This is a genomic window from Stenotrophomonas rhizophila (assembly GCF_001704155.1).
GTDB classification, from domain to species: domain Bacteria; phylum Pseudomonadota; class Gammaproteobacteria; order Xanthomonadales; family Xanthomonadaceae; genus Stenotrophomonas; species Stenotrophomonas rhizophila_A.
This window is the reverse complement of sequence record NZ_CP016294.1, coordinates 1,465,358-1,492,328: the sequence shown is the minus strand read 5'-3', so window position 1 is coordinate 1,492,328 and position 26,971 is coordinate 1,465,358. Positions and strand designations below refer to the sequence as shown.

General features: G+C 65.5%; 18 protein-coding genes. 8 read left to right on the top strand and 10 right to left on the bottom strand.

The genetic code is table 11. The annotated features are described in order from the left end of the window. Positions 1-2,238: a TonB-dependent siderophore receptor gene (locus BAY15_RS06760; RefSeq protein WP_068850311.1), complete on the top strand. Its 2,238-nt coding sequence runs from the start codon at positions 1-3 to the stop codon at positions 2,236-2,238. 123 nt (positions 2,239-2,361) lie between these two features. Further along, positions 2,362-3,489 carry a metallophosphoesterase gene (locus BAY15_RS06755; RefSeq protein WP_068850309.1) on the top strand — a complete coding sequence of 376 codons (1,128 nt, stop codon included), beginning with the start codon at positions 2,362-2,364 and terminating at the stop codon, positions 3,487-3,489. 30 nt (positions 3,490-3,519) lie between these two features. On the opposite strand, the gene BAY15_RS06750 is transcribed toward BAY15_RS06755, so the two are convergent. Continuing rightward, the gene (locus BAY15_RS06750) at positions 3,520-4,641 is read right to left on the bottom strand and encodes a fatty acid desaturase family protein (RefSeq protein ID WP_068850306.1); all 1,122 of its coding nucleotides are present in this window, start codon (positions 4,639-4,641) and stop codon (positions 3,520-3,522) included. A 2-nt stretch (positions 4,642-4,643) separates the two neighbouring features. Next, entirely contained in the window at positions 4,644-5,717 is a 1,074-nt protein-coding gene (locus BAY15_RS06745) for a ferredoxin reductase (protein WP_068850304.1), read from the bottom strand. Between the two features lie 93 nt (positions 5,718-5,810). On the opposite strand from BAY15_RS06745, the gene fabR reads away from it, so the two are divergent. Further along, positions 5,811-6,476 carry an HTH-type transcriptional repressor FabR gene (gene fabR / locus BAY15_RS06740; protein ID WP_068850302.1) on the top strand — a complete coding sequence of 222 codons (666 nt, stop codon included), beginning with the start codon at positions 5,811-5,813 and terminating at the stop codon, positions 6,474-6,476. Positions 6,477-6,480: 4 nt separating this feature from the next. Here the strand turns inward: fabR and BAY15_RS06735 are convergent, their stop codons facing one another. From BAY15_RS06735 to BAY15_RS18820, 5 genes are all read right to left on the bottom strand, one after another. Continuing rightward, positions 6,481-10,464, bottom strand: a complete 3,984-nt coding sequence (locus BAY15_RS06735) for a hypothetical protein (RefSeq protein WP_157771703.1) — start codon at positions 10,462-10,464, stop codon at positions 6,481-6,483. Between the two features lie 211 nt (positions 10,465-10,675). Beyond that, complete coding sequence (locus tag BAY15_RS06730) at positions 10,676-11,035, bottom strand: glycine zipper 2TM domain-containing protein (protein WP_068850298.1); 360 nt, start codon at positions 11,033-11,035, stop codon at positions 10,676-10,678. Between the two features lie 134 nt (positions 11,036-11,169). Next, positions 11,170-12,144, bottom strand: coding sequence for a DUF1684 domain-containing protein (locus BAY15_RS06725; protein WP_083214259.1), 975 nt, complete (start codon positions 12,142-12,144; stop codon positions 11,170-11,172). A 5-nt stretch (positions 12,145-12,149) separates the two neighbouring features. Continuing rightward, the gene (locus BAY15_RS06720) at positions 12,150-15,137 is read right to left on the bottom strand and encodes a TonB-dependent receptor domain-containing protein (protein WP_083214090.1); all 2,988 of its coding nucleotides are present in this window, start codon (positions 15,135-15,137) and stop codon (positions 12,150-12,152) included. Continuing rightward, the gene (locus BAY15_RS18820; RefSeq protein ID WP_083214089.1) at positions 15,118-16,308 is read right to left on the bottom strand and encodes an OsmC family protein; all 1,191 of its coding nucleotides are present in this window, start codon (positions 16,306-16,308) and stop codon (positions 15,118-15,120) included. The genes BAY15_RS06720 and BAY15_RS18820 overlap by 20 nt, the downstream gene beginning before the upstream one ends. Positions 16,309-16,481: 173 nt before the next feature. Here BAY15_RS18820 and BAY15_RS06710 point away from each other — a divergent pair, with 173 nt between their 5' ends. The 4 genes from BAY15_RS06710 to katG all read left to right on the top strand — a co-directional run bounded on the left by BAY15_RS06710 (position 16,482) and on the right by katG (position 23,984). Beyond that, positions 16,482-16,886: a barstar family protein gene (locus tag BAY15_RS06710; protein ID WP_068850293.1), complete on the top strand. Its 405-nt coding sequence runs from the start codon at positions 16,482-16,484 to the stop codon at positions 16,884-16,886. A 1,315-nt stretch (positions 16,887-18,201) separates the two neighbouring features. Further along, a complete protein-coding gene (mutS, locus tag BAY15_RS06705) occupies positions 18,202-20,757 on the top strand; it encodes a DNA mismatch repair protein MutS (protein ID WP_068854588.1) in 2,556 nt (851 codons plus the stop codon). Positions 20,758-20,962: 205 nt separating this feature from the next. Continuing rightward, positions 20,963-21,571: a DUF937 domain-containing protein gene (locus tag BAY15_RS06700; RefSeq protein ID WP_428999283.1), complete on the top strand. Its 609-nt coding sequence runs from the start codon at positions 20,963-20,965 to the stop codon at positions 21,569-21,571. 175 nt (positions 21,572-21,746) lie between these two features. Next, complete coding sequence (gene katG / locus BAY15_RS06695) at positions 21,747-23,984, top strand: catalase/peroxidase HPI (RefSeq protein WP_068850291.1); 2,238 nt, start codon at positions 21,747-21,749, stop codon at positions 23,982-23,984. 61 nt (positions 23,985-24,045) lie between these two features. Here katG and BAY15_RS06690 read toward each other — a convergent pair whose 3' ends face one another. Together BAY15_RS06690 and BAY15_RS19660 are read right to left on the bottom strand one after the other, a co-directional pair. Next, positions 24,046-24,456, bottom strand: coding sequence for an RNA-binding S4 domain-containing protein (locus BAY15_RS06690; RefSeq protein WP_068850289.1), 411 nt, complete (start codon positions 24,454-24,456; stop codon positions 24,046-24,048). A 9-nt stretch (positions 24,457-24,465) separates the two neighbouring features. Beyond that, positions 24,466-24,678, bottom strand: a complete 213-nt coding sequence (locus tag BAY15_RS19660; protein WP_145478548.1) for a hypothetical protein — start codon at positions 24,676-24,678, stop codon at positions 24,466-24,468. A gap of 172 nt (positions 24,679-24,850) precedes the next feature. Between BAY15_RS19660 and BAY15_RS06685 the strand changes: the two genes are divergently transcribed. Next, positions 24,851-26,317 (top strand): MATE family efflux transporter, encoded by a 1,467-nt coding sequence (locus tag BAY15_RS06685; RefSeq protein WP_068850286.1) that lies wholly within the window; start codon positions 24,851-24,853, stop codon positions 26,315-26,317. A gap of 84 nt (positions 26,318-26,401) precedes the next feature. On the opposite strand, the gene rplS is transcribed toward BAY15_RS06685, so the two are convergent. Continuing rightward, positions 26,402-26,809, bottom strand: coding sequence for a 50S ribosomal protein L19 (gene rplS / locus BAY15_RS06680; RefSeq protein ID WP_068850284.1), 408 nt, complete (start codon positions 26,807-26,809; stop codon positions 26,402-26,404). Positions 26,810-26,971: the final 162 nt, after the last annotated feature.

The following is a 26,971-nucleotide window of genomic DNA, read 5'->3' as shown; positions in this document are numbered from 1 at the left end:
ATGTCCCGCTTCCGCACCGCTGGCGCCCCGCGCCGGAACACCCTTGCCCTGTGCCTGGCGCTGGCCGCCACGGCGCCCTCTCTGGCGCAGGCCCAATCCGTCGCCACGCCGGACGGGGACACCCCTAAGACCACCGAGCTGGACAAGGTGATGGTCACCCAGCGCACCGAGGGCTACCAGGTGTATGGCACCAACACCGCCACCAAGCTGCCGTTGACCCTGCGCGAAACCCCGCAGTCGCTCACGGTGTTCACCCGCCAGCGCATCGAGGATTTCAACCTCATCACCATCGCCGAAGTACTGCAGCAGACCCCGGGCGTGACCGTGCAGTCGTATGACAGCAACCGCACCCTGTTCAATGCCCGTGGCTTTGCGATCAACAACTTCATGTTCGATGGCGTGCCGACCAACTACACCACCGGTGCCGGCGGCAACTCGATCCTCAGCGACACCTCGATCTACGAGCGCATTGAAATCGTGCGCGGCGCCAGCGGCCTGGTGACCGGCTCGGGCAATCCCTCGGCCACGGTCAACATGGTGCGCAAGCGCCCGACCGACACCTTCCAGGCCAGTACCAGCCTCAGCGCCGGCTCGTGGGACTACCGGCGCGGCGAAGTGGATGTCTCCGGCCCGCTGACCGCCAACGGCCGCGTGCGCGGCCGCTTCGTCGGCGCCTACACCGACAAGGAAAGCTGGGTGCGTTTCCAGCACGACAAATCACCCAGCCTGTACGGCGTGATCGAAGCCGACCTCACCGACAGCACCCGCCTGCGCGCCGGCATCGATTACCTCAAGACCGAATCCGACGGCGGCGCCTGGAGCGCCTCGCCGCTGTTCTTCCGCGATGGCAGCACCGCGAAGATGCCGCGCTCCTACAGCGCCGCAGCACGCTGGAACGAATGGAACCGCGAAAGCACCAATTATTTCCTCACCCTGGAGCAGCAGTTCGGGGCCGGCTGGAGCGGTCGCCTGGCCTACAACCGCCGCAACACCGACACCGACAGCCTGCTGCTGGCCGGCTCCAATACCGGCAACTGGGCCGACCCGGTCACCGGCCTGGGCCTGCGCATCGCCGATACCTATTCGGTGTCCGAAACCCGCGAAGATGCCTTCGACCTGTATGCATCGGGCCCGTTCCAGCTGTTCGGGCGCCAGCACGAACTGGTGGTGGGCGTGAACCATTACGACCGCAACCTGGACACGATCCGCGCCGGAATCAGCTCGCGCCCGTACAACGTGGCCGCCTTCCCCAGCATCTACAGCTGGGACGGCAACATCGGCAAGCCGACCACGTTCAACTACGGCATTCCCTCCAACACCACGGCCACCACTGAAACCGGCTACTACGCCGCGGTGCGCCTGAACCCGATCGACCCGCTCAAGGTCATCGCCGGTGTGCGCTACTCGGACTACAAGAGCAGCACCGACAATTTCGACGTCAACGGTGTGTTCACCGGGCGCAGCGCTCGCACCACCGCGCATGAGCCGACCCCGTACCTGGGTGCCATCTACGATCTCAGCGCGAACATCTCCGCGTTCGCCAGCTATTCCGATGTATTCCAGGCTACCGCGCTGCGCGACATCAACAACCAGCTGCTGGATCCGGTGACCGGCAGCAACTACGAATATGGCTTCAAGGGCGAGTTCTTCGGCGGCCGCCTGTACGGCTCGCTCAACGGCTTCTACATGAAGCAGGACAACGTGGCCACGCGCGACCCGGCCGGCGCCGACATCGTGCTGCCCGACGGCAGCGTGCCCTACATCGCCAGCAAGGGTATCGAAACCAACGGCGCCGAATTCGAACTGTCCGGTTCGATCACCGACACCTGGAGCATGACCGGCGGCTACACCTACGCCTACAGCACCAACCCGGACGGCAGCCGCTTCGCCAGCACCAGCCCCATGCAGCTGGCACGCTTCAACACGACCTGGCGCCACGGCAGGTGGATGGTCGGCGGTGGGTTCAGCGTACAGAGCGAGATCTACCAGATGCAGCCGATCCCCACCGGGCGCTACACCGCGGCCGGGGCCCCGATCACCGCCACCGGCAAGATGCGCCAGGGCGGGTATGTGCTGTTCGACCTGATGGGGCGGTACCGGGTCACCGACAACGTGAGCGTCGGGGTGACGGTGACCAACCTGTTCGACAAGGTGTATTACCGGAATGTCGGGTTCTTCAATTCGGGCTACTGGGGCGAGCCGCGGCGGGTGTTGTTCAATCTGCGGGCCAGTTTCTGAGGGGCCGCGCGGCCACATTGCGCATGGTGGGCTGACCAATGGGGCATACCTGAGGGGTGTGGCGGCGGTTAGGATCGGGTGGGCGGCGTATCGCCGCCTGCCCCGATCCGCTGGAAGTTTCCGATGCCGCCTCGTGCCCGTTCCGCCGCCGCCCGCCTGATCCTGGCCGGGCTTGTCCTGGTTCCCCTGCTTGCCGCCGCCCGCGAGGTTCCCGCGCCGGCCGAACATGTGGATGCCGACGGCCCCTACGTGTTCATGACCAGCAAGGGCCACCAGGCGCAGTGGGTGTGCAATGACCACGTGGTCGAGCGTGACCTGCCGGCGCGCGGTGCCGGCACGGTGGTGCTGCCCGAATGCGGTTACCCGCATCCCTTGACGGTGGCTGCACCTCAGCTGGCCAGCACCGCGCAGTACCCGGCCACGCCGCGCATCGTGGCGGTGTCGGACATCCACGGCCAGTACGGCCTGCTGGTCAAGCTGCTGCGCGCTCATCATGTCATCGACAGCGACGACCACTGGTCACTGGGCAGCGCCACGCTGGTGGTGGCCGGTGATGTATTTGATCGTGGCCCGCAGGTGACCGAGGCCTTCTGGCTGCTGTACAGCCTGCAGCAGCAGGCCGCTGCGGCCGGTGGCGCGGTGCACTTCGTGCTGGGCAACCATGAAACCATGGTGCTGTACGACGACCTGCGCTACGTGAACCCCAAATACCTCAAGAGCGCCCAGCTGCTGGGCCGCAGCTACCCGGCGCTCTACGGCGCCGACTCGGTGATCGGCCAGTGGCTGCGGACCCGCCCGGTGATGCTGCAGATCGGCGATACGCTGTTCCTGCACGGCGGCATCGCGCCGCAGAACCTGGACCTGGTACGCGGGCTGGACGCCACCAACACTCTGTACCAGGCTTCGGTCGGCCTGCCCAAAGACCAGGTCAAGGCCGCACCGGACACGGCACGCCTGTTCGACGGCAAGACCAGTCCGATCTGGTTCCGTGGCTACTTTGACGGGCAGATGGCTACCGACCAGGTCGATGCCCTGCTCAAGGACCTCGAGCTCAAGCGCATCGTGGTCGGACATACCTCGATGCCGCACGTGAGCAGTTTCCACGGCGGGCGCATCATCGCCATCGACAGCAGCATCAAGAACGGCGAGAACGGCGAACTGCTGTTCATCGAAGACGGCGCGGTCAGCCGTGGCCTGCTGGATGGCTCACGGGTGCCGCTGGCCGAAGGAAAGATGGGCCTGGAGGACTGACCGGCGATTCGTCTTCCAGCACGTGTGCGGTCATGCGCCCTGTTCGGCGGTGACCAGCGGCTTCACCCGCGCCGGGCGGCTGGGGAAGGCGTGGCGCAGGATCCGCCACATCACCTGGCCGAACTGCTTCGGCAGCGAGCCGTTGTTGTAGTGCTGGCCGTAGCGCGCGCAGATGTCCTTCACGTCCACCGCAATCGCGGCGTAACGATTGGCCGGCACATCGGGGAAGAAGTGGTGCTCGATCTGGTGGCTGAGGTTACCGGTCATCAGGTTCATGACCTTGCCGCCGGCGATGTTCGACGAACCGCGAAGCTGGCGCAGGTACCAATGGCCACGGCTTTCATCGCGCACGCATTCCTTCGGGAAGGTCTCCGCATCGGCAGTGAAATGCCCGCAGAAGATCACCACGTAGGTCCACACGTTGCGGATCACATTGGCCACCACGTTGCCCAGCAGCACCGGCAGGAAGAACGGGCCGGCCAGCGCCGGGAACAGCAGGTAGTCCTTGAACATCTGCCTGCCCATCTTGCGCCCCACCGGGCGCGCCTGTGCCAGCAGCTGGCGGAAGGTGATCTTGCCGGCAAACCAACGGCCCAGGCGCAGGTCCTGGATGGCGATGCCCCATTCGAACAGCAGCGCGAACACCACCGCCACCACCGGCTGGGTCAGGTAGAACGGGCGCCAGCGCTGTTCGGGGAAGATCCGCAGCAGGCCGTAGCCGATGTCATCGTCCAGCCCGCGTACGTTGGTGTAAGTGTGGTGGCGGAAGTTGTGGGTCTTGCGCCAGTTGTCGGCGGTGCCGACGATGTCCCACTCGTAGGTGCTGCCCTGCAGCTGCGGGTCGCCCATCCAGTCGTACTGGCCGTGGATGACGTTGTGCGCCAGCTCCATGTTTTCCAGGATCTTGGACAGCGCCAGCAGCGCTACGCCGGCAATCCAGGCCGGAATCAGCACGCTGTGCACGAATGCGCCCAGGAACAGCAGCGCGCGGCCGGCCACGCCGGTCCAGCGCACGCCCGCGACCACGCGGCGGATGTAGCGCGCATCGGCGTCACCCAGCGTCGCCAGGTGGCGGGCACGCAGGGCGTCCAGTTCGTTGCCGAACGCGTCGAGTTCGGCGGCGGACAACACACGGTTATGCACGGCAGGCATGCTCAAAGCTCCAGGATCAGGTCGGTGCTGGCGCTGTTAACGCACAGCTTCACTTGCGTGGCCGGTTCGGCCGCGTACTCGCCGGTCAGGGTGTGGCGGGTCACGCCACTGGCCTTGCCGCACACGCAGGTATTGCAGATGCCCATGCGGCAGCCGCTGGCCGGGCGCAGCCCTTCGGCTTCCAGCGCCTGCAGCAGCGACGTACCGCGCGGCAGTTCCAGGGTGCGGCCACTGCGGCGCAGCTCCACGCGCACCGTGCCGGTTTCTGCATCAGGCAGCACCGGCGGGGTGAAGGCTTCGGATTGCAGCGAGGCGACCTGCCCCTGCAGCCGCGTGTTGGCGGCCTCGACGAAACCGCCCGGTCCACAGGCCATCACCTGCGCGCTGGAAAGATCGCCCAGCGCGCTGAAATCGTAGTCGCCCACGCGCGCGGCCGGCGCAGTCTGATCGCGGGTCAGCGCAAGGTGCACGCGGAAACCGGGATGGCGGGCGGTGATATCGGCCAGCTCGTCGGCGAAGCACACCGCCTCGCGCTGCTGCGCCCAGTACACCAGGTCCACCTGCACCGGCATGCCGGCGGTCTCCATCTGGCGTACCAGCGCGCGCATCGGGGTGATGCCGCTGCCCGCAGCGAGCAGCAGCACCCGCGCCGCAGGCGTCGCCGCCAGGGTCATCTCACCGAAGGCCTGGCCCAGCTCGAACACCTCGCCCACCTGTGCGTGCTGCGCCAAGTGCTGGCTGACCTTGCCGCCCGCGACCTTTTTCACGGTGATCGCCAGGCAGCCGTCATCCAGCAGGGTCGGGCTGTAGCTGCGCGACAGGCGGCGGCCGTCCACTTCCACGCCCAGGTTCACGTGCTGGCCCGGGGCCACCCCGCGGAAATGCCGGTTCGGGCGCAGGACCAGAGTGACCGCGTCGGCGCTGGCCGCAGTGCGGGACACCAGCCGTGCCCGCGCCCGGCGCAGGGTCCATAGCGGATGCACCCGGCCGGCCCAGAAGTCGAAAAGCTCCTCGGACACCCAGTGGCGGGGCGAGAGGGAGGAACGGCGGCCGGCAGGACGAGGAAGTGCGCTCATGACGCCACTATACGGGCGAGCATACAGCTGTGTATACAGTTGTATATTACTCAGACCGGCTATGATTCAGGGACTTGACCGTCTGGCCCCTGGATGACCCCGCCCGATTCGCACCTGACCGTCCACGACGACGCCCTGCCGGCACGCAAAGCCTCGATTTCACGTGAGGACCTGCTGGCCGCCGCCCTGACCCTGATCGGCCCGCACCGCAGCGTGTCGACCCTGAGTCTGCGCGAGGTCGCCCGCGAAGCCGGGATCGCCCCGAACTCGTTCTACCGCCAGTTCCGCGACATGGACGAACTGACCGTGGCCCTGATCGACCTGGCCGGCCGTTCGCTGCGCACCATCATTGGTGAGTCGCGCCAGCGCGCGGCATCGTCGGACCGCAGTGTCATTCGCCTGTCGGTGGAAACGTTTTTCGAACAGCTGCGCGCCGATGACCGCCTGCTGCACGTATTGCTGCGAGAAGGCAGTGCCGGCTCCGATGCCTTCAAGCAGGCCGTCGAGCGCGAACTGAACTACTTCGAAGAAGAGCTCTGCGTGGACCTGATCCGGCTGGCGCATGCCGACAACGGCGCGCTGCTGCACGAGCCGCACCTGGTGGCCAAGGCGATCACCCGGCTGGTGTTCGCCATGGGCGGCACCGCGCTGGACCAGCCACCGGAGCGCGACCCGGAGATGATCGAACAGACCGCGCAGATGCTGCGCATGATCATCACCGGGGCGCGGACGATCGCGGGCTACCCGCCAACGCGTTGATCATTCAAGGTTCCTCTCCCGGGTTGCGGGCCGCCGTATCCTCGACCGACATGCTGGATACCAGCCCATCAATCGGCTCGCCATGGGCCTTGATCGTGTACGCGCCATCCGGGCCGGTCACCGGCGTATCGAAGCTGTTGATTTTTATGAGGGCACTGTTGGCCTTGATTGCCCGGATGCACGTATGGCCAAGGCTGACGCCCTGCCCGGTGCCGCCGTAGTAGCACAGCTCCATTCCTGGCAGCGGGAAGTGCCAGATCGCCGACCTTGCGGCATCATCAGGACACTCGCTCCCTTCGCCGGCGCCGAAGTCGAAGGCATGGCCATCGGTTACACGATGCGTGCAGATCTTTCCGGATTGGTTGTTCCTGGAGAACAGCTCGACATAGCTGTCGCCGAACATCGACATGCTGGAGATCTTCCCATCCAGCACATCGCTGCCATGCTTCTCGACCCTTACCGTATCGTTGGTATAGCTGCGGTCGAAGCTGCCAACCAGCACGGGGGCATTGATGTCCTTGAGCACGGTGACGAAGGTGTACCCCTGGTCTTTGCCGTGCCCCCAGTTGCCGAATGCCCGGAACATGGTGCCCTTGACAGCCTTCATGATCCGCATCGACTTGATCTCATCGTTGTCGCAACCGTGCGGTCCGTTGAGGTCGAATGGCTGGAAGGGCAGCAGGATTTCGCAGACCACGTCCTCTGTGCCATTGTTGCCTTCGTAAAACACCACCCGAGGCTCGGTGAAATCACCCTCTTCCGTGCCCATCGAGATGCTCGACACCTTGCCATCCAACACGGTGCTGCCCATCTTGTGGACCGTGTAGCTGGAGGTGGTCAGATTGCGATCGAAACTGCCCACGGTGACGGGAAGCAGGACGTCCTGGGTCAGCGTGATCAACGCATGGCCTTCAGACTGCTGGTGGTCCCACGCCCCATATAGCCGGATCACCGTATCCTTGGGAGCCTTGAGAATGCGCAGTGACCGGATCTCGTCGTTGTCGCAGCCATGCGCGCCCTGCAGATTGAACGGGGAAAATGGAATCGCAACCCGGCACAACTCATCCTGGGTTCCATCGTTCCCTTCGAACGCGACCATCATGCTGTCACTGAAGTCGATCCCGGGCAGCGCTGGCTCGGGCCTAAGCGGGTATTCGCCTACCTTCACGCGGGCCGCGTGCCCCGCGGCAGGCGGAACCTTGTAGACGATGAACTTATTCGTTGCGTACTGCATCTCAACGATCAGGTAGCTTCCATTGGCCAGTGCGCCGCTCTTGAAGACAGGCACGTTGCCGAAATGGACCATGCCATGGACCTCCCCCAGCATGGCATGCTCATGCCCCACGAACGCCGCCTGGACGCCGTACTGCTCGATCATCCTCCTGAATCGCGTGTAGTCGCCTTGCCCCCACTCGCCTCGACGATGCAGGTTGATCAGGATGCGCTTGTCGGCAATACGCGCCGCACGCAGGGCGCCCTCCAACCAGGTCAATGCATTGCGCACCGCGAACTCGGTGCGACCGTTTTCCCTCATGTTCACGATGGTGCGCTCATACAAGGGGGACTCGTTGAGCTGGATCATCGCCACGTCGCCGACATACACCATGTACGAGTAGCTGCCGTCGTGGACATTGATACCACCGTTGACGTGTTCGCCGTGGTGATAGTCCTGGGTGACGGGCTTGATCTCGTCCACCCACTGAAGCGTATCGCAGATGCTGTCGCGCACGCAGAAGTTCTTGCCCTCTGACAAGCAGATGTCTACGTTGTCGTTGTAGTCGCGATTGCCCAATCCCGGAAGGAACAACGGCTCGCCGTTGCCGCCGGCCAGCGTCGGGTACAGCGCCTGCATGGTGTAGCGCTCGTATTCGAGGCCGCCATCGGTATTGTCGCCATTGACGATCAGCGGAACCGGCCCATCGCTGGCTTTAGCCTTGCGGAACGCACTGATGTCGGCGAACACGGCCTTCAACGTATCGTAGGCCGGGTCGTCGAATGCGGCACCCGGCTGCCCGCGTTTCGTGGTGTCCACTGCGCGCAGCGCCCCGCTGTATTCCGGATCGCTCGCAACCACCAGCCAGCGCGGCGAACGGCTGTTCCAGCCAGCGGTGATGTGACTTTTGAGCGATCGGGTCAGGGTGGGGGCGCAACCCGGCATCGTATTGGCCGGCGGATAGGGGAACAGGTTCTCCGCCCACATGCTGGAAATTTTTCCGTCGACGTCGCCGTAGCTGCGGATGCTGTAACTGCCATCGGGCGCGGTGTAGTTGTGGTCGAACGAGCCGATGACGATCAGGGGCAGGTCACGGTGCGCATTGATGCACGTGTGCCCCTCGCTGTGACTCTGATTCCATGCGCCGTAATAGCACACCTCCATGCCAGCCTTCGCCTTGAACCATGCACCCGACCGCGCCTCGTCGTTGATGCATCCCGCTCCATCGCCCGATTCCATGTTGAAGCGCACGTCGTGCGCGATGGGCTTGGTGCAGATGGAATGCTGGCTGAGGTTGTTCCCCTCGAAAAGCGTCATTTCGCTCTTCCCGGCATTGAAGTCTTCGAACACGGCCATGCTCGACACCTTTCCATCAAGCGTATCGCCACCGAACTTGACCAGTCGCCACCCGTCACCGGAGGCGGCGGTATCGAAACTTGCGACGGTCTGCGGCAAGGTGATGTCGCGGGTGATGTAGATGAAAGCATAGCCCTCCCCACGTACGTGGTGGAACCCGCCGAACAGGCGAATCATGGCTCCCTTCTTCGCCTTGAGAATACGCAGCGAGCGTGCCTCGTCATTGATGCAGCCGGAGTTCCCGCCCAGGTTGAATGCGCTGAACGGAAGCGTCCGACGACAGATCACTTCCTGGGTCGCATTGCTTCCCTCATAGAGCACTACCGCAGCGTCTGAGAAGTCGATCGGCGGCAGAGGGGGCGGCTCTTTCAAAGGGTACTCGCCAACCAGCCGCCGGGCCGCATGCCCCTCGCCGGGGTGAACGCTGTAGACCAGAAACTGCGAGCTCGCGTAGTCCATTTCCACGATCAGATACGTCTCGTTGAAGAGCGCACCGCTTTGGAAAACCGGCACTGTCCCGAAGTTCTCCGCGGTTCCCGACACATGACCGAGATCCGTGTGATAGTGCCCGGCGAACGCCGCCAGCACGCCGTAGGATTGAATGAGGCGTTTGAAGCGCGCGGCATCCCCGGCGGGCCATGCGTTGCGTTTGTGCAGGTTGAGGAAGATGTGCTTGTTGTCCAGCCGGGCCTTTCGCAACGCGCCTTCGAGCCAACGTAACGAGCTGGTGACCTTGAACTTGATCTTGGGGTCCAAGGGAAGACCGGACCCGGATTCGAACTCGCGCTCGTAGAAGGGCGAGTCATTCAACTGGATCAGGGCCACCGCACCCACGTACACCATGTACGAGTAGCTGCCCTCATGTACGGGCTTGGCATAGTGATAGTCCTCGGTTACCGGCCCTACCTCGTCCACCCAGTGAATGTGGTCGCAGATGGCGTCGCGCGCGCAGCCGTTGTTCACGCAATCATCGACATTGTTGCCGTAGTCATGGTTGCCGAGGCCGGGCAGGATCAACGCCTCTCCCGAGCCGCCGGCGAGCTGCGGAAACAGACCCTGGACGAAGGCGCGCTGATCGCCGTGGGCGTGCTCTGTGATGTCGCCGTTCACCACCAGCGGCACCGGTCCGCTTACGCGTCTCCGGTAGTCGGCGATATCGGCCACCACCCTGCGCAGCGCCTGCGCGGCGCCCGTTGGGTCATGAGGGTTGTCCAGCGTCCGTGGATACTGGCTGTCCGAGGCAAAGATCATCGCCTTGGGCGAACTGGTATTCCATCCGGGCGACATGTACCCGCTGTAATTGGCCGTACTCGTACGATCACAGCCTTCGCGATACCCCTGCGGCGTTGACTCGGCAGAAGCAGGGCACGGCACCGCCACCAAGGCGGCGCAATAGAGCAACCAGGGCAGAACGCGCATAGGAGGAACTCCCCAACGAGCAGGCACCCCCGGCTTCCACAGTATCAGCCTAAGGGACTGCTGCCTCGGATCAAATCCCCCGATTTGCAGTCAAAAAATGCATGCGGTCGTGTTCAGCGCGCGTGAAGACCCCTGCGGACACGGGAACATGGAAAAGGGCTGGCACTTGGCCAGCCCTTGGACTGATGCTGACGCCTTTACTCTCACCGCGTCAGCGGCGATAGCACTGGCGCTCCACCACGCGGTCGCCGTTCTTGCTCTGCGAGTTGCCCTGGATCTGGCGACCCGCCGCGCCGCCGGCTACGGCGCCCGCCACGGTGGCGATCTTCTTGCCGCTGCCGCCGCCCACCTGGTTGCCCAGCAGGCCACCGACCACCGCACCGGTGGCGGTACCGGCAATGCGGTTCGGGTCGCGGCTGTTGCGCTGCACTTCGACGTTCTTGCAGACCACCTTGGTGCCATCGTTGAAGCGGCGCCCTTCATCCTTCGGCCCGTAGGTCTGGGCGCTGGCGCTGAACACCGATGCCATCAGGGCGGCTGCACACAGCACGTTTCGGGTAGAGAGATTCATGGTTGGCTCCTCGCTTCATGACGTAGCGCCAGTGTCTGCGCGGTGCCGGGAACCCCTTGTGAAAAGCCGTGGATGTAGCGTCAACGCCGCACGGGCTGTTCAGCCGGCAGCCATTGCCGCATCGTCGGGGATGATCAGTGATTTGCCCCCGCATACTTCTTCTCCCCGGCCAGCACCGCCAGCCGCGTGCGTTCGCCGTTGCCATCCTGCAGGGCCAGGCGGTTCTCCGGGGGCGGCAGCGGGCACGTGGCGAATTCCGTGTACGCACAGGGCGGGTTGTGCGCGCGGTTGAAATCCACCACCACCGTGCCGTCCGCCGCGACCGGGTCGGTGCGCAGGTAGCGCCCCACCCCGTAGGTGAGCCTGCCCGTGGTCTGGTCCTGGAACATCAGGTTCAAGCCCTTGGCCGGGTCGCCCAGTGCTTCCAGCCGCCACTCATGCCCATCCTTCTCAAACACCACATAGCCCGGATTGGGATTGTCGGCGACCTCGCCCAGCACGTTGACGATGGGAAGCGTCCTGCCGGCCGGGTGCGGCACGAACCGTGCCTGCACGCGCCAGGCCTCATCGGCCGGGAAGAAATCCAGGCCTGCGAAGTCCCGCCGTGCCTGCGCGTCCGCATGGCGCACGCGCAGGGCAAGGCGCTGACCGCGCTTGATCGCGGTGATCTGGCCCCTGCCCTCGTCGTAGGCCAGTTTGGTTCCACCGCCTGCCCCCTCCGGATCCAGACGCACTTCGCCCTGTACCGGCTTGCCGTCAATCGTAATGGGTACGCCTTCGGCGACCTCGAAGTACAGGCCATCGGCGCGCTGCTCCACATCGCCCAGTCGATCCGGCGCAATGGACAGGCGGATCGCATTGTCCGCGCCCCCACCCACGCTGCGCTTGCCTGCTTCGATCCAGTGCAGCCCGATCAGGCTGGTCCAGCCATCCGGCTTGCTCAGGTCCGCGCTGCGTTCTCGGACCCACTGCGTCTGTTGGTCCTGGAAATCCAGCGCCGCGGCTGCGGCCGCGGATGCGGATGGCACCCCTGTGGCCCGGTCCTGCGGACTGCACGCGGTTGCGAGCAGGGTGACCACGAACAGCGAAACGACTGCGTGCGTCTTCATGATGTTCACCAGTTCTTCGAAATACCGAGGTGGAGGTAGCGTCCGTAGGATTCGTGAAGCGCGCTCAGGTAGTTGCCGGTGGCGCTCAGCGGCGGCTCTTTGTCGAACAGGTTTCGCGCGCCTACTTCCACTGCGGTGCCACTCAACCGCCCTCGGGTGAACTCCTTCTTTACCGACAGCGCCCAGCGTTGCGTGGAGCCGACCACGAACGGCGTGCGGTCGGCGTAAGCACCGGCGGTCACGCTGTCGATGTAGTCATCGCGCAGCCGCACCGTCCAGTCCTGCAGGTTCCAGATCAAGGTGGCACTGGCCCGCCATTCCGGCTTCGCGCCGTTGATGCCCACCTCGTTGGCCGCGCCCAGGTCGGGCACGAGGATGTCCAGCTGCCCGCTGGCGATGGCCGCAGCCACCTGCTGTATTTCGGCTGGTTTCTGCTGGGTGTACTCCTTGAGCTGGCTGGCACTGATCAGCAGCGAGAAGTTGCCCCACGACGTTTCCGGCAGGCGCCAGCCGACGTTGTAGTCCACGCCCGACGCGGTAAGTGGCCGACGATTCTGGTAGCGGTTGTAGATGTGCGTCACCACGCCAGCCGGCGCCAGGCCGGAGCCTTCGAACTGCGCGATATCCTCCGCCGTCACCGCCGCCCGCACCACGTTCGGGTTGCTGCTGCCTTCCACCACGCGCAGGTACGCGTCGTACAGCAGTTCCTCACCCATGGTGCTGATGGGGTTCTCCACCTTCACCCGCCAGGCATCCACGCTCAGGCTGATAGCGCCCAGTCGTTCGGGCAGGAACTGCGGCTCGAACACCACGCCCCACGAGGATTGGCGGGTGGTCTCCGGTTTGACGTCGTCGCCGTACGAGGTCACGGAGCTCACCGACGGCTTCACCGACGAACCGCTGCTGAAGGCATTCAAGCAGGCGGTGTAATCGGGCTGCGCGCCCTTGGTGACCAGCGCATGGCAGCGGACCGCGTCGTTGTTGAAGCCAAAGCCATAGGTCGGCGGCGAGTTCACCAGCTCCAGTCCCGGTGCACGGAAGCCGCCGCTGACCGAGCCACGCAGCAGCAGGCTGTCCACCACCTTCCAGGCCGCTGCCAGTTTAGGCTTGCCGACCTTGCCGGCGTCGCTGTAATCCTCCCAACGGCCGGCAAGCTGCAGGTCGAGCGACTGTACCAGCGGGATGCCCTGCGCCGGCGACACCAGTGGCACCGCGAATTCGATCAGCGCCGATTTGACGTTGCGGCTGCCGCGCACATCCGGGCGCGGGCTGTGGGTGAAGATGTTGCTGGCGGCGACCGTACCGGTATACCAGTCGGTGTAGGGGTTGCTGCCATCGATGTTCTCGTCGCGGTCATCCCGGCGGCTTTCATACCGGTACTCCACCCCCGCTGCCATGCCGATGTCGCCCGCATACCAGGTCAGCAGGTCGGAACGGTTCACCTTGAAGTCCCACAGCGCCAGTTCCGTGGTGCCTTCGCGGGTCGCCTCGCCGATGAATGACGAGGTGTCGTACGGCGTGGCATCGCCCACCCGGATGCTGGCGGGGTCGCCGCCGCTGAACGGGTTGTAGGCACTGGCGTCGGTGCGGTTCACCGCTTCGATGAAGGCATCCGTCAGCCCGCCCTGCTGCGTATCGGTACTGCGCGCGCGTGAGTACAGCAACGCGGTTTCCCAGTTCCAGCCGCCCTCGGTCCAGCCACGCACGCCCAGCAGGACCCGCGACTGGTCGTTGTCCACCTTCACCCGGCGGATGCCCGAATCGGCGAACTGGTAGTTGAGCAGCCGGATCGCATCGGCACCACGCAGCGCTTGCGGAACCCAGTACGCATCCGGGCGGATATGCAGCAGGAAGCCATCACCGCCAAAGCCCGACTCGCTGCTCACCCACGATTCGGAAGTGGCACGGTAGTAACCCAGCTCGCCGAACAGCTGCAGGCTGTCGTTGACGTCGAAGCGTCCGGTGGCAAACACGTTGCCCTTGCGGATGGCCGGTGACGTGGTGATGCCCGGCTCAGCCGCCGAATCGTAGTGATAGCGCGTGGGCACCGTGCCGGAGGTCAACGCACCGGTGGTGGGATTGACGTACCAGCTGCCGGTGCGCCGGCTGCCGGTATAGGTATCGAAATGCCCCCACGGCGTTCGGGTGCTGAAGCCGGTGGTCCCGTTCGGGTCCGGCACGCTGGTGCCATCGCCCAGCGGGCGGCGGCCGTCGGTGGCGGTGAACCAGGCATCGGAATTGAGCTGCGAGGTCCGCCTGGAGAAGCCATAGAGCACCGAAAGGTTGCCGCGCCCTTCGCTGAAATCGCTGCCGAAGTACCCGTCCAGCGATACCTCTTCGCGGTGCCCATCGGCCACCTTGCCGTAGTTCAGGCGAACGCCGCCGCCATCTGCCAGGTTGCTCGGCATCACCAGGTCGACCACGCCGGCCACGGCATCGGAACCGTAGATGGAGGCCGCGCCGTCCAGCAGCAGGTTGACCCGTTCCAGTCCGAAGACCGGAATGGCGTTGGCGTTGTAGGTGGTGTCATCGCCGCTGTTGCTGATCGGGTGCTGCACGGTGCGGCGGCCATTGACCAGCAGCAGCGTGTACTTCGAGCCCAGGTTGCGCAGGTTGATGGAGCCCACGTCACCGCGTGCGACGTTGGAGTTGCGGCCTGCGTTGGTGGTGCCTTTCTCCGTAATGGCTACATCGCCAAACTGCGGCAGGCTGCGGAACAGCTCGTTGCCGTTGGTGGCAAGGGTGGCATCGATCTGCTCGCGATCCACCGCGACCACCGGCAATGCCGCCTGCGCACCGCCGCCGGCAATCTGCGAGCCGAGTACGGAGACCTTGTCCAGCGTGCGCGCGTTGGAACCCTGTGACGGCGATCCCGTCGCAGCTGCTTCTTCAGCCGCCTCTGCGGGCTCGGCGGCCTCCGCTGCCCCGGTCGGCGCAAGCAGCGTGCAGAGGGCAAGCGCCAGATGACTGCGCTTAGCGCGTAGCGTCCGCATATGCGCCTCGCACGATGCTGCCTTCCAGCTTCTGCTCGTCCTTCACCAGGTTGTACAGCGGGCACGTTGCCTCGACCGACTGGCGCAGCGCATCGATCTCCTGTTCCGACGCCGGCGATTCAATCCGCACCTTGTAACGGATGTCGCTGTACCGCGCGGGCGAACGCACGTTGCTGCCGAAGCGCGGGCTCACCTGGCCATCCACGGTCAGCTCCAGCGAATCCAGCAGCACGTTGCGCGAGGCCGCCTGTACTTCGAAGATGTGGGTCAGGCAGGTACCTGTCACGCCGAGCAGGTGCTCCTCCACCGTGGGGGCAAGGCCATAGCCGAGCAGTCCCGGCGCGCTGTCGTGCAGCTGCTGGTGGTAACCGTCCTTGCCCAGGAACACCCGGCGCAGGCCGGTACGCGGATCGACATGGGCGCGGGCGACCAGGGTTTCCGGCTCGGCCGGCTTGGTCTTGCCGGCGCCCGGCTTCACCTGTCGCGCCAGCACCGCCGGCCGCTTCTCCTCGGTGATGAAGTCGCGCAGGCCCGGCGGCAGCTTGGGATCGCGCTCGGCCGCACTGTGGATGTATTCCACGTCGGCATGGCTGACCTGTTGCGGACGGGTAACCAGGTCGATGGCCGAAGAGTTCTCATGCACCGCGCGCTTGAGCGCCTGCAGCTGGGCGTCGGTGGCCGGTGAATCGATGTAGGCCACATAGGACAGGTTGTTGGGGTAGGCCAGCGTCTCGCTCTTGCGCTCGGGAATGCTGGTGAACACCACGTCCAGGCCATCCAGTGGCACGCCCTGCACGGCCGCCTGCACGATGTACTCGTCGGCCACCGCGCTGGCCAGCGTGCCTACCAGCGAATCCCAGGAGCCGGCGCCAAGGTTGTAGCCCGCGTAGTTGCGGCCGCTGTCACTGATGTACTGGAATTCGCCGGTCGGCCCGATGCGCAGGCGGCGTACGCCGGAGCGGCTTTCGGCGGTGACTTTGGCGTGGATCGCGGTGGGCGTACCGGGTTTGGCCGACTGGGCCTGGATCGCCTCGCGCTTGGCCGCCAGGTAAGTGCGCAGCGGCGAGGCCTGGTCCTCGGCCGAGGAAACCAGCGGGGCCAGCAGCAGCATGGCGGACAATGCGGTGGTGCCGATTACCTTGAACGGCGTCGTGCAGCGTGCGATGGACATGGGAGAACGGCCTCCGGAGTGGTTCGTGAATAGAAGCCCACTCTTTCATGTCGCATCGCCGCATTTAAATAACCGTTGGCAATTCCCATATACATGCCCGCCGCCGCGGCGATTCAACGGATGGGGCGCCACTGCTAGAGTCGTGGTGACCAGATACAGAGGGACAGGACTGCATGACCAACACCGATCCACTGGTACTGGTGCTGCAAGGCAGCGCGGTAAGTGGCATCCCAAGCTTCTACGCCGAGATCAACCGGGTCTTCATGGCCGGCGAAGATTGGCAGCTCGGGCACGGCCTGGATGCACTGGATGACATGCTGTACGGCGGCTATGGGGTGCTGGCCGGGCACCAAGGCGCGACATTGATCTGGCGGGACATCGAACATTCCCGCAACGCGCTCGGCGAGGAAACTACCCGCGCATGGCTGCAGGCGAAGCTGGATACACAAGGCAGTTTCAACGTACGCGCGATCGCCGCTCAGCTCGAGGCCCTCGATGCCGGCGAAGGCAAGACCTACTTCCAGATCGTCATGGAGATCTTCGCGGCCCATCCTCGGATCCGCCTGGCGGGTCGCTGAGCCGCGTGACCACGGTTTCCCGTTGGTAGGGTCGATTTCCAAACGACTGCACGTAGACGAGCAACGCCCGGTGGCGCATGGGGCGAGACCGAAGCAACGTCACCGTTCAAGGTCATGCATTACCGGGCGTGGATTGGCCATCGGCAGTCGTCTTGCGACCGCCCCTGCCAGCAGTCGCTTTCCAGAGTTACTCTGGCGGCATACACGGCCACAATTCCGCCCCTCTCAGCCCAGCCCCCTTGATCGCCTTTGCTACCTCAGGACTTACGATCATTGCATTAGTGGCTTGGCGTTCAACCCCGAACCGCTGCAAGCTTCGAAAGATTGGCGCGTCCGGCGGGCTTAACGGAGCAGGAAAGAACCCGCGATCGTGCCATGGATGAATCTCTCTCCGGCATTTCTCACAAGGAATCCCTCTCACACCCCCCATGGAGAGCGGAACCGTAAGCCCTAGATCCAACTGAACCACATCATCCAATGGTTGCCCCTTGGGGTCTTCCACAGGAAGCGCACAAACCCCGAGACCTGAAAGGTGTTCTTTCCAGACAGAGGTCTGCATGAAGCAAGCCTCCTCAATCCAGTTGAGCTTCAAGAAGGCGTTTCGGCCCCACTTCAGGCTCTTCTTAACCCTAAAAGGGGCGACCTGCACTGCCCCCTCCCCACACTTCGAGCAGCGCTCGCCTGTGTCGTATGTCACCTCGCGATAAGAGAAGTCGTGTTCTGGCTGGGGATACCCGCTTGCATGGACAACAACCAATGCACAGTGAGAAGCAGTATTCACCTCAGAAGCAGTGAACTCTGTAGTCACCGTAGCCCGCCCATCCCACGAGCGAACCAGACTGCATGCCTCGCTCCAGCCCGGCGCGCCTTCAACCGCATGACCAACTCCGATACCACCTGTCTGCGGCAGAGGTCCACCAGAGGACTCAACCTTGAGCCCCAAGGCGGAAAGTTGGGAACCTCGCGCCTCCGTCCATGCGAAGACGAAGCGGTACTTGATCTTCATGGGGCGATGCTATCAAAGGGCGGGCTTTGCGGCCGGTGATGCGCGTCCAGGCGATGGTCGGCCGCAACCCGAGTCACCTTTCCGCTCAACGTCATGCGTTACCGGGCGTGGACGTGTCATCGGCGGTCGTCTTGCGACCGACCCTACCGTTCAGTTCGGTGCCTGCCGCAGGCGGAAGCGCCGGTCCCGCGGTCCGGTCCGGGCGGCCTTCGGTGCTGCCCTCCCCTACAATGTGGAGTCCGGCCTGCCCAAGGCCCCGCCACCGATGGACCCCGCGTGACCCAGAAGCCCGCTGAACACACCCCGCTGATGAAGCAGTTCTTTGCCGCCAAGTCCGGCTACCCGGACCTGCTGCTGTTCTTCCGCATGGGCGACTTCTACGAGCTGTTCTACGACGACGCCCGCAAGGCGGCGCGGCTGCTGGACATCACCCTGACCCAGCGCGGCAGCTCCGGCGGCGCGCCGATCCCGATGGCCGGGGTGCCCGTGCATGCCTACGAGGGCTACCTGGCGCGGCTGGTGGCACTGGGCGAATCGGTGGCCATCTGCGAGCAGATCGGCGACCCGGCGCTGGCCAAGGGCCTGGTCGAGCGCAAGGTGGTGAGGATCGTCACCCCGGGTACCGTCACCGACGAGGCGCTGCTGGATGAGCGCCGCGATACCCTGCTGATGGCGCTCTCGCGTGGCAAGAACGGCTACGGCCTGGCGTGGGCCGACCTGGCCGGTGGCCGCTTCCTGGTCAACGAGGTCGATTCCGACGACGCGCTGGAGGCCGAACTGGCCCGCCTGGAGCCCGCCGAACTGCTGGTGCCCGATGAAGAGAACTGGCCGGAATTCCTCAAGCATCGCAGCGGCATCCGCCGCCGCGCGCCGTGGCTGTTCGACGCCGACAGCGGCCGCCGCCAGCTGCTGGCCTTCTTCAAGCTGCATGACCTGACCGGCTTCGGCATCGACGACAAGCCGCGCGCTACCGCCGCTGCCGGCGCCCTGCTCGGCTATGTCGAAGAAACCCAGAAACAGCGCCTGCCGCACCTGACCTCTATTTCCACCGAAACGGCGAGCGAGGCGATCGCGATGAACGCGGCCACCCGCCGCCATCTCGAGCTGGATACGCGCGTGGACGGCGATACCCGCAACACGCTGCTGGGTGTGCTGGATACCACCGTCACTCCCATGGGCGGGCGCCTGCTGCGCCGCTGGCTGCACCGTCCGTTGCGCCTGCGCGAGGTGCTGGTGCAGCGCCACGATGCGGTGGCCACGCTGATCGACCGCGGTGCCGACAGTGACGTGCGCGAGGCGTTCCGTGCGCTGGGTGACCTCGAGCGCATCCTTACCCGCGTGGCGCTGCGTTCAGCGCGCCCGCGCGATTTCTCCACGCTGCGCGATGGCCTGGGCCTGCTGCCAGAGGTGCGCGCGGTGCTGGCACCGCTGGATTCGCCGCGCCTGGTCGCCCTGCGCGAAGCGTTGGGCTCGCATGACGAGTGCGCGCACCTGCTGGCCTCGGCCATCGCCACTGCCCCGCCGATGAAGCTCAGCGACGGTGGCGTGATCGCGGAAGGCTATGACGCCGAACTCGACGAACTGCGCCGCCTGTCCACCCATGCCGACCAGTTCCTGATCGACCTGGAACAGCGCGAGCGCGCCAGCAGCGGCATCGCCACGCTGAAGGTCGGCTACAACCGCGTGCACGGCTACTACATCGAAATCAGCAAGGGCCAGAGCGAAAAGGCGCCGGTGCATTACACCCGCCGCCAGACCCTGACCAATGCCGAGCGTTACATCACCGAAGAACTGAAGTCGTTCGAAGACAAGGTGCTGTCAGCGCGCGAACGTTCGCTGACGCGCGAAAAGCTGCTGTACGAACAGCTGCTCGATACGCTGGCGGGAGAACTGGAACCGCTCAAGCAGTGCGCCGCCGCGCTCAGCGAACTGGACGTGCTGGCCGGCTTCGCCGAACGCGCGCAGGCGCTGGACTGGGCGCGCCCCGAGCTGGAAACCGCCCCCTGCCTGCGCATCGAGCGTGGCCGCCACCCGGTGGTGGAAGCGGTGCGCGAGCAGCCGTTCGAACCCAACGACCTGGACCTGCACGCCGACCGCCGCATGCTGGTCATCACCGGCCCGAACATGGGCGGTAAATCCACCTACATGCGCCAGAACGCGCTGATCGTGCTGCTGGCCCACATCGGCAGCTTCGTGCCGGCCAGCCGCGCGGTGATCGGCCCGATCGACCGCATCCTGACCCGCATCGGCGCCGGCGATGACCTGGCACGTGGCCAATCGACCTTCATGGTCGAGATGAGCGAAACCAGCTACATCCTGCACCACGCCACCGCGCAGTCGCTGGTGTTGATGGATGAGATCGGGCGCGGTACCTCCACGTATGACGGCCTGGCGCTGGCCGACGCAGTGGCCCGCCACCTCGCGTACGAGAACCGCTGCTACACGCTGTTTGCCACCCACTATTTCGAGCTCACCGCGCTGGCCGATGAGCAGCACCAAGGCGGCATCAGTGGCATTGCCAATGTGCACCTGGATGCGGTGGAGCACGGCGAGGCGCTGGTGTTCATGCACGCGGTGAAGGACGGCCCGGCCAACCGCAGCTTCGGCCTGCAGGTGGCCGCACTGGCCGGCCTGCCCCGCGCCACCGTAGCCCAGGCCCGGCGCCGGCTGGCCGAGCTGGAGCAGCGTGGCGGCGAGACCGTGGCCGCCACCATGGCCCCGCAGGCGCTGGATGCACCGCAGCAGTTCGGGCTGTTCACTGCGCCGTCCAGCAAGGCGCAGGAGGCGTTGGCCGCGATTGATCCGGATGAGCTGACCCCGAAGCAGGCGCTGGAAGCGCTGTACCGGTTGAAGGCGCTGGTGTGAAGCGCACGACCAACGGTCGTGACCTACCGGCTTGGTGCGGGCGCACCCTTTGCCGGTAGCGCCGGCCGTTGGCCGGCCCACGTCGTCCTGGGCCCGGCCAACGGCCGGCGCTACCGTGCTCGCGGCCCGCGTGAAGCCTTCGCATTCTCTTCGTGCAGGCGGCGTTATGCTCCGCCGGTCCCATCCCGGGTCGAAGGAGTCGATCGTGAACACGAACTCGCTCACCGCATCCCTCTTGGAGCAGCTTCAGCAGGGCCAAGGCCTGCAGCAGGTCTCGCAGCAGCTTGGCCTGGACCAGAGCCAGACATCGCAGGCCATCAGCGCGGCGCTTCCGCTGTTCATGGGGGCCCTGGGTAACAATGCCAGCGAACCGCAGGGCGCACAGTCCCTGCTCAATGCCCTTCAGAAAGACCACCTGAGCGGTGGCGGCGGTGGCGGGTTCGACCTCGGCGGCATCCTCGGTGCCGTCCTCGGCGGCGGCGCCGGTGGCCCGGCCACCAATGGCCAGGGCATCCTCGGCCACGTCTTCGGCGGTCAGACCCCGCAGGCCGCCCAGGCCCTGGGCAACAAAACCGGCTTGGACAGCGGCCGCGCCGGCCAGCTGCTGGCGATCCTGGCGCCCATCGTAATGTCGTTCCTGGCCCAGCGGTTTGCCCAGCAGGGCAACGCCAGCAACCTCAGCCAAGCGCTCGGGCAGGAAGCCCCACAGGCCGCCAGCGCGGGTGGGATCAGCGGCGTGCTGAACATGTTCGACCAGGATGGCGACGGCCAGTTCGGCCTCAGCGATGTCATGGGCATTCTCAGCAAGCGCTGACCAGCCTGTCGGTCGCCGGCTTGCATGGCCGGCGACCTTTCAATAGTCCGTACCTATCACTTCGGTTAGATCAATTGAATTTACCAACCGCCGACCGGCGCATAGGGTAGTTGGGCTGCCCTCGCGTCCTTCCGCGGGGCCCATTCCACATTCGCCAGTCCACAGGTAACTGCCCATGAAAAGCGAAGCGAAGTGCCCGTTCAACCACGCCCTTGTCGGCGATGCCACCACCAACCGCGACTGGTGGCCCAACCAGCTCCGCGTGGACCTGCTCAACCAGCACTCCTCGCGCTCGCACCCGCTGGCTGCCGACTTCGATTACGCCAAAGCGTTCTCCCAGCTCGACTACGCCGCGCTCAAGGCCGACCTCACCGCGCTGATGACCGATTCGCAGGACTGGTGGCCGGCCGACTTCGGCCACTACGGCGGCCTGTTCGTGCGCATGGCCTGGCACAGCGCCGGCACCTACCGCATCGGTGACGGCCGCGGCGGCGGCGGCCGCGGCCAGCAGCGCTTCGCCCCGCTCAACAGCTGGCCGGACAACGTCAGCCTGGACAAGGCGCGCCGCCTGCTGTGGCCGATCAAGCAGAAGTACGGCCAGGCCATTTCCTGGGCCGACCTGCTGATCCTCACCGGCAACGTCGCACTGGAATCGATGGGCTTCAAGACGCTGGGCTTCGCCGGCGGCCGCCCCGATACCTGGGAACCGGACCAGGACGTGTACTGGGGCCGCGAAACCACTTGGCTGGGCGGCGATGTGCGCTACGCGCACGGCTCCGAAGGCGTGGTCGAAGACCATGGCGTGCTGGTGTCCGATGACGATGCCGACGGTGACATCCACTCGCGCAACCTGGAAAACCCGCTGGCCGCCGTGCAGATGGGCCTGATCTACGTGAACCCCGAAGGCCCGGATGGCAACCCGGACCCGGTCAAGGCCGCCATCGACATCCGCGACACCTTCGGCCGCATGGCCATGGATGACGAGGAAACCGTGGCGCTGATCGCCGGTGGCCACAGCTTCGGCAAGACCCACGGCGCCGGCCCGGCCGACAACGTGGACGTGGAACCCGAAGCAGCCGGTCTCGAACACCAAGGCCTGGGCTGGGCCAACAAGTTCCGCAGCGGCAAGGGCGGCGACACCATCACCAGCGGCCTGGAAGTGACCTGGACGCGCACCCCGGCGCAGTGGAGCCACGACTTCTTCGAGATCCTGTTCGGCAACGAATGGGAACTGACCAAGAGCCCGGCCGGCGCCCACCAGTGGGTGGCCAAGAATGCCGATGCAGTGATTCCCGACGCGCATGATCCGTCGAAGAAGCACCGCCCGACCATGCTCACCACCGATCTGTCGCTGCGGCTGGACCCGGCCTACGAAAAGATCTCGCGCCGCTTCCTCGAGAATCCGCAGCTGTTCGCCGATGCGTTCGCGCGGGCGTGGTTCAAGCTGACCCACCGCGACATGGGCCCGCGCGCCCGCTACCTCGGCCCGGAAGTGCCGGCCGAAACCTTCATCTGGCAGGACCCGGTGCCGGAAGCGTCGGCAACGCAGATCAGTGCGAATGACGTGTCCGCCCTGAAGCAGCAGATCGCGGCTGCGGGGCTGAGCGTGGGCGAGCTGGTGTCCACCGCGTGGGCGTCGGCCTCCACGTTCCGTGGTTCGGACAAGCGCGGCGGCGCCAACGGTGCGCGCATCCGACTGGCCCCGCAGAAGGACTGGGCGGTGAACCAGCCGCAGCAGCTGGCCAAGGTGCTGGCCGCACTGGAGAAGATCCAGGCCGGCTTCAAGGGCGATGGCGGCGCGCAGGTGTCACTGGCTGATCTGATCGTGCTGGCCGGCAATGTCGGCGTGGAGCAGGCGGCCAAGGCCGGTGGCCATGACGTCAGCGTGCCGTTCAACGCGGGCCGCACCGATGCCAGCCAGGACCAGACCGACGTGGAATCGTTCGCGGTGCTGGAGCCGTATGCCGATGGTTTCCGCAACTACGTGAAGGGCCGCTACAGCGTGCCGGCCGAGGCGCTGCTGATCGACAAGGCGCAGCTGCTGACCCTGACCGGGCCGGAGCTGACCGCGCTGGTGGGCGGGCTGCGTGTGCTGGGTGCGAACGTGGATGGCAACACCCAGGGCGTGCTGACCGAACGCCCGGGCACGCTGAGCAACGACTTCTTCGTCAACCTGCTGGACATGCGCACGCAGTGGAAGGCCAGCGGTGACGGCTATGAGGGCATTGATCGCAATGGGGGCGGCAAGCGCTGGACCGGCAGCCGTGCCGACCTGGTATTCGGCTCCAATTCGGTGCTGCGCGCGATTGCCGAGGTGTATGCCAGTGCCGATGGCGAGAAGAAGTTCGTCAACGACTTCGTGGCTGCCTGGGCGCGGGTGATGGAGCTGGACCGGTACGACCTGCACCGGTAACGCGGGTTTCTGGGGCGCACGACCAACGGTCGTGCGCTACCTGTTACGTCGCGCCCACGCACTACATTGCATCGAGATCGCCCAGGGCCTTGATCAGCCGGCGCGCGCGCTTGTCGGGGCGATGCTCCGGTGGCAGGTAGCCGTTCTTCATGGCTGCGCGCTGGGCACGCTGCTCCGCCCTGCGCGCGCGCGAGGCTTCGCTTTCTTCATACAACTGCTGCGCCACCGGCGCCGGGCCGCGCAGGTCGCTCAGGCCGCGCACCTGCACGTCATACACCTCATCGCCACGGCTGATCTGCAGCTGCTCGCCTACGCGTACCGCACGCGAGGATTTCGGGCGCTGTCCGGCCACGTCCACCTTGCCCGTTTCCACGGCCTGCTTGGCCAGGCTGCGGGTCTTGAAGAAGCGTGCGGCCCAGAGCCACACGTCCAGCCGCACGGAGGCGGCCACCAACGGTTGTGCTTCGGTCATGCGGTTGGTTCAGCTCCCCGGCTCGGCCGGTCGTCGATTCAGCGGTTGCGGTGCCGACGGGTTGCCACGGCACCCGGTGCCACCAATCAGTACGGGTACCCCCGCATCCAGATCGCGGCGCTGGCTGCCGACCTGGCATTCCGGTCGGTCCATCGGCCGTACCTGCGCGTCGCGCAAGCGGTCGTCTGTACTCGAACATGCGGGCAGCGCGGCGGCAATCAAGAGCGCCAGCACGGCGGGGATGAATCGGTCAGCCGGGCGGGTCCGGCCCCGACCCGTGCCAGGTACAGCTGTCGCGGCGATCGTGCAGTGAGACGCGGAGGTGCGCATCGCGATATCCCGTTGATGGGCGTGGTGCTAGTGTGCCGCTGTCCCGCCTTGATCTCCAGAGCCCATGGCCAAAGCGCCGCTTGACCTGACCACCGGCCCGATCGGGCGCAACCTGTTCCTGTTCGCCCTGCCGATCCTGGCGGGCAACATCGCCCAGTCGTTGAACGGCTCGGTGAATGCGGTGTGGGTGGGCCGCTTCCTGGGCGAGGCGGCGCTGACGGCTACCGCCAACGCCAACAACATCATGTTCTTCCTGATCGGTTCGGTGTTCGGCATCGGCATGGCCGCCACCATCCTGATCGGCCAGGCGATGGGCGCCAAGGACATCCCCCAGGCGCGGCGGGTGATGGGCACCAGTGCCACCTTCTTCATCGGGCTGTCGGTGGTGATCGCCATCGCCGGCTGGTGGCTGTCGCATCCGCTGCTGGCGGCGATGGGCACGCCGGCCGCGTCCCTGCCGCTGGCCGAGGCCTACCTGCGCATCATCTTCCTGGCCATGCCCACGCTGTACGCGTTCGCTTTCCTCAGTTCGGCACTGCGCGGCGTCGGCGATTCACGCACGCCGTTCCGCTTCCTGCTGCTGTCGGTGGTGCTGGACATCGGCTTCAATCCGCTGCTGATTTTCGGCATCGGGCCGTTCCCCAGGCTGGGCATCGCCGGCGCGGCGTGGGCCACGCTCATCGCGCAGACGCTGTCGCTGATCGGCCTGCTCTGGTATATGCGCAACAAGCGCCATGTGTTGTGGCTGGGGCGCAAGGACATGCGGCTGTTCAAGATAGACACGGAAATCCTGCGCGCACTGGTGGTCAAGGGCGTGCCGATGGGCCTGCAGATGGTGCTGATCTCGCTGTCGATGATCATGATGATGACCATGGTCAACAGCTACGGCACCGATACCGCGGCGGCCTATGGTGCGTCGCTGCAGTTGTGGACCTACGTGCAGATGCCGGCGATGGCGATCGGTGCGGCATGTTCGTCGATGGCCGCGCAGAACGTGGGCGCGGGCAACTGGTCGCGGGTGCGTGGCACCGCGCGCAGCGGCGTGCTGTACAACTTCCTGCTGACCGGCGTGTTGATCCTGCCGCTGATTCTGCTGGACCGTTACTCGCTGGCGCTGTTCCTGCCCAGCGGCAGCGAAGCGCTGGACGTGGCGCGCCACCTCAACCACATCGCGGTGTGGTCGTTCCTGTTCTTCGGCGTGAACTTCGTGATCTCCGGCGTGGTGCGCTCCACCGGCGCGGTGATTCCGCCGCTGCTGATCCTGGCCGCCTCGTTGTGGGGAATCCGGGTGCCGTTCGCCGAGCTGCTGCAGGATCGCTGGGGCGCCGATGCGGTGTGGTGGAGTTTCCCGGTGAGCTCGTTCTGCGCGATGCTGATGTCGCTGGCGTATTACCGCTGGGGCGGCTGGCGCAAGGCGCGCATGTTGCCGGCCCATCGCCAGGAAGTGGCGGCGCCCGCGGAAATCCCCGCATCGCCGCCCTCGCCGGTCGCCGATCCTGCGCCGCCGATTGCCGCGGTCGAACGCGGGTAGATGACGTAGAAACGCAAACGGCCACCCGAAGGTGGCCGTCTGGTTGGGTAGGTACCGACCGTTGGTCGGTACCCCACGCCGGAATTACTGGGCAGCCTTGGCAGCCAGGCGCGCGGCCTTGGCCTGCGCAGCAGCAGCCAGATCTTCCTTGATGCGGGCAGCCTTGCCTTCCAGGCCACGCAGGTAGTACAGCTTGCCGGCGCGGACCTTACCACGACGCTTCACTTCGACCGAGTCGATGATGGCGCTGTGGGTCTGGAAGACGCGCTCGACGCCGTAGCCGTGCGAGATCTTGCGGACGGTGAACGCGGAGTTCAGGCCGGCGTTCTTGGTGCCGATCACGACGCCTTCGTACGCCTGGACGCGCTCGCGGTTGCCTTCCTTCACCTTCACGTTCACGACAATGGTGTCGCCCTGGCTGAACTTCGGCAGCTCGCGGGTGATCTGGGCGGATTCGAAGTCCGAGAGGATGGTTTTGTTCAACTTGCTCATGGGTGCACCGATTGTGTTCGTTCGGGTGGGCGTGTCGTTTCGACAACGTAGGCTCATGCAGTCACCGGACTGTGCTGCACGTTTTTTGTAGGGTTTCCACCGTCAGGCGTCAAAGGCCTGATGGGAATCCGCAATTCTAACCATTCTTCGGGGCAGTTACCA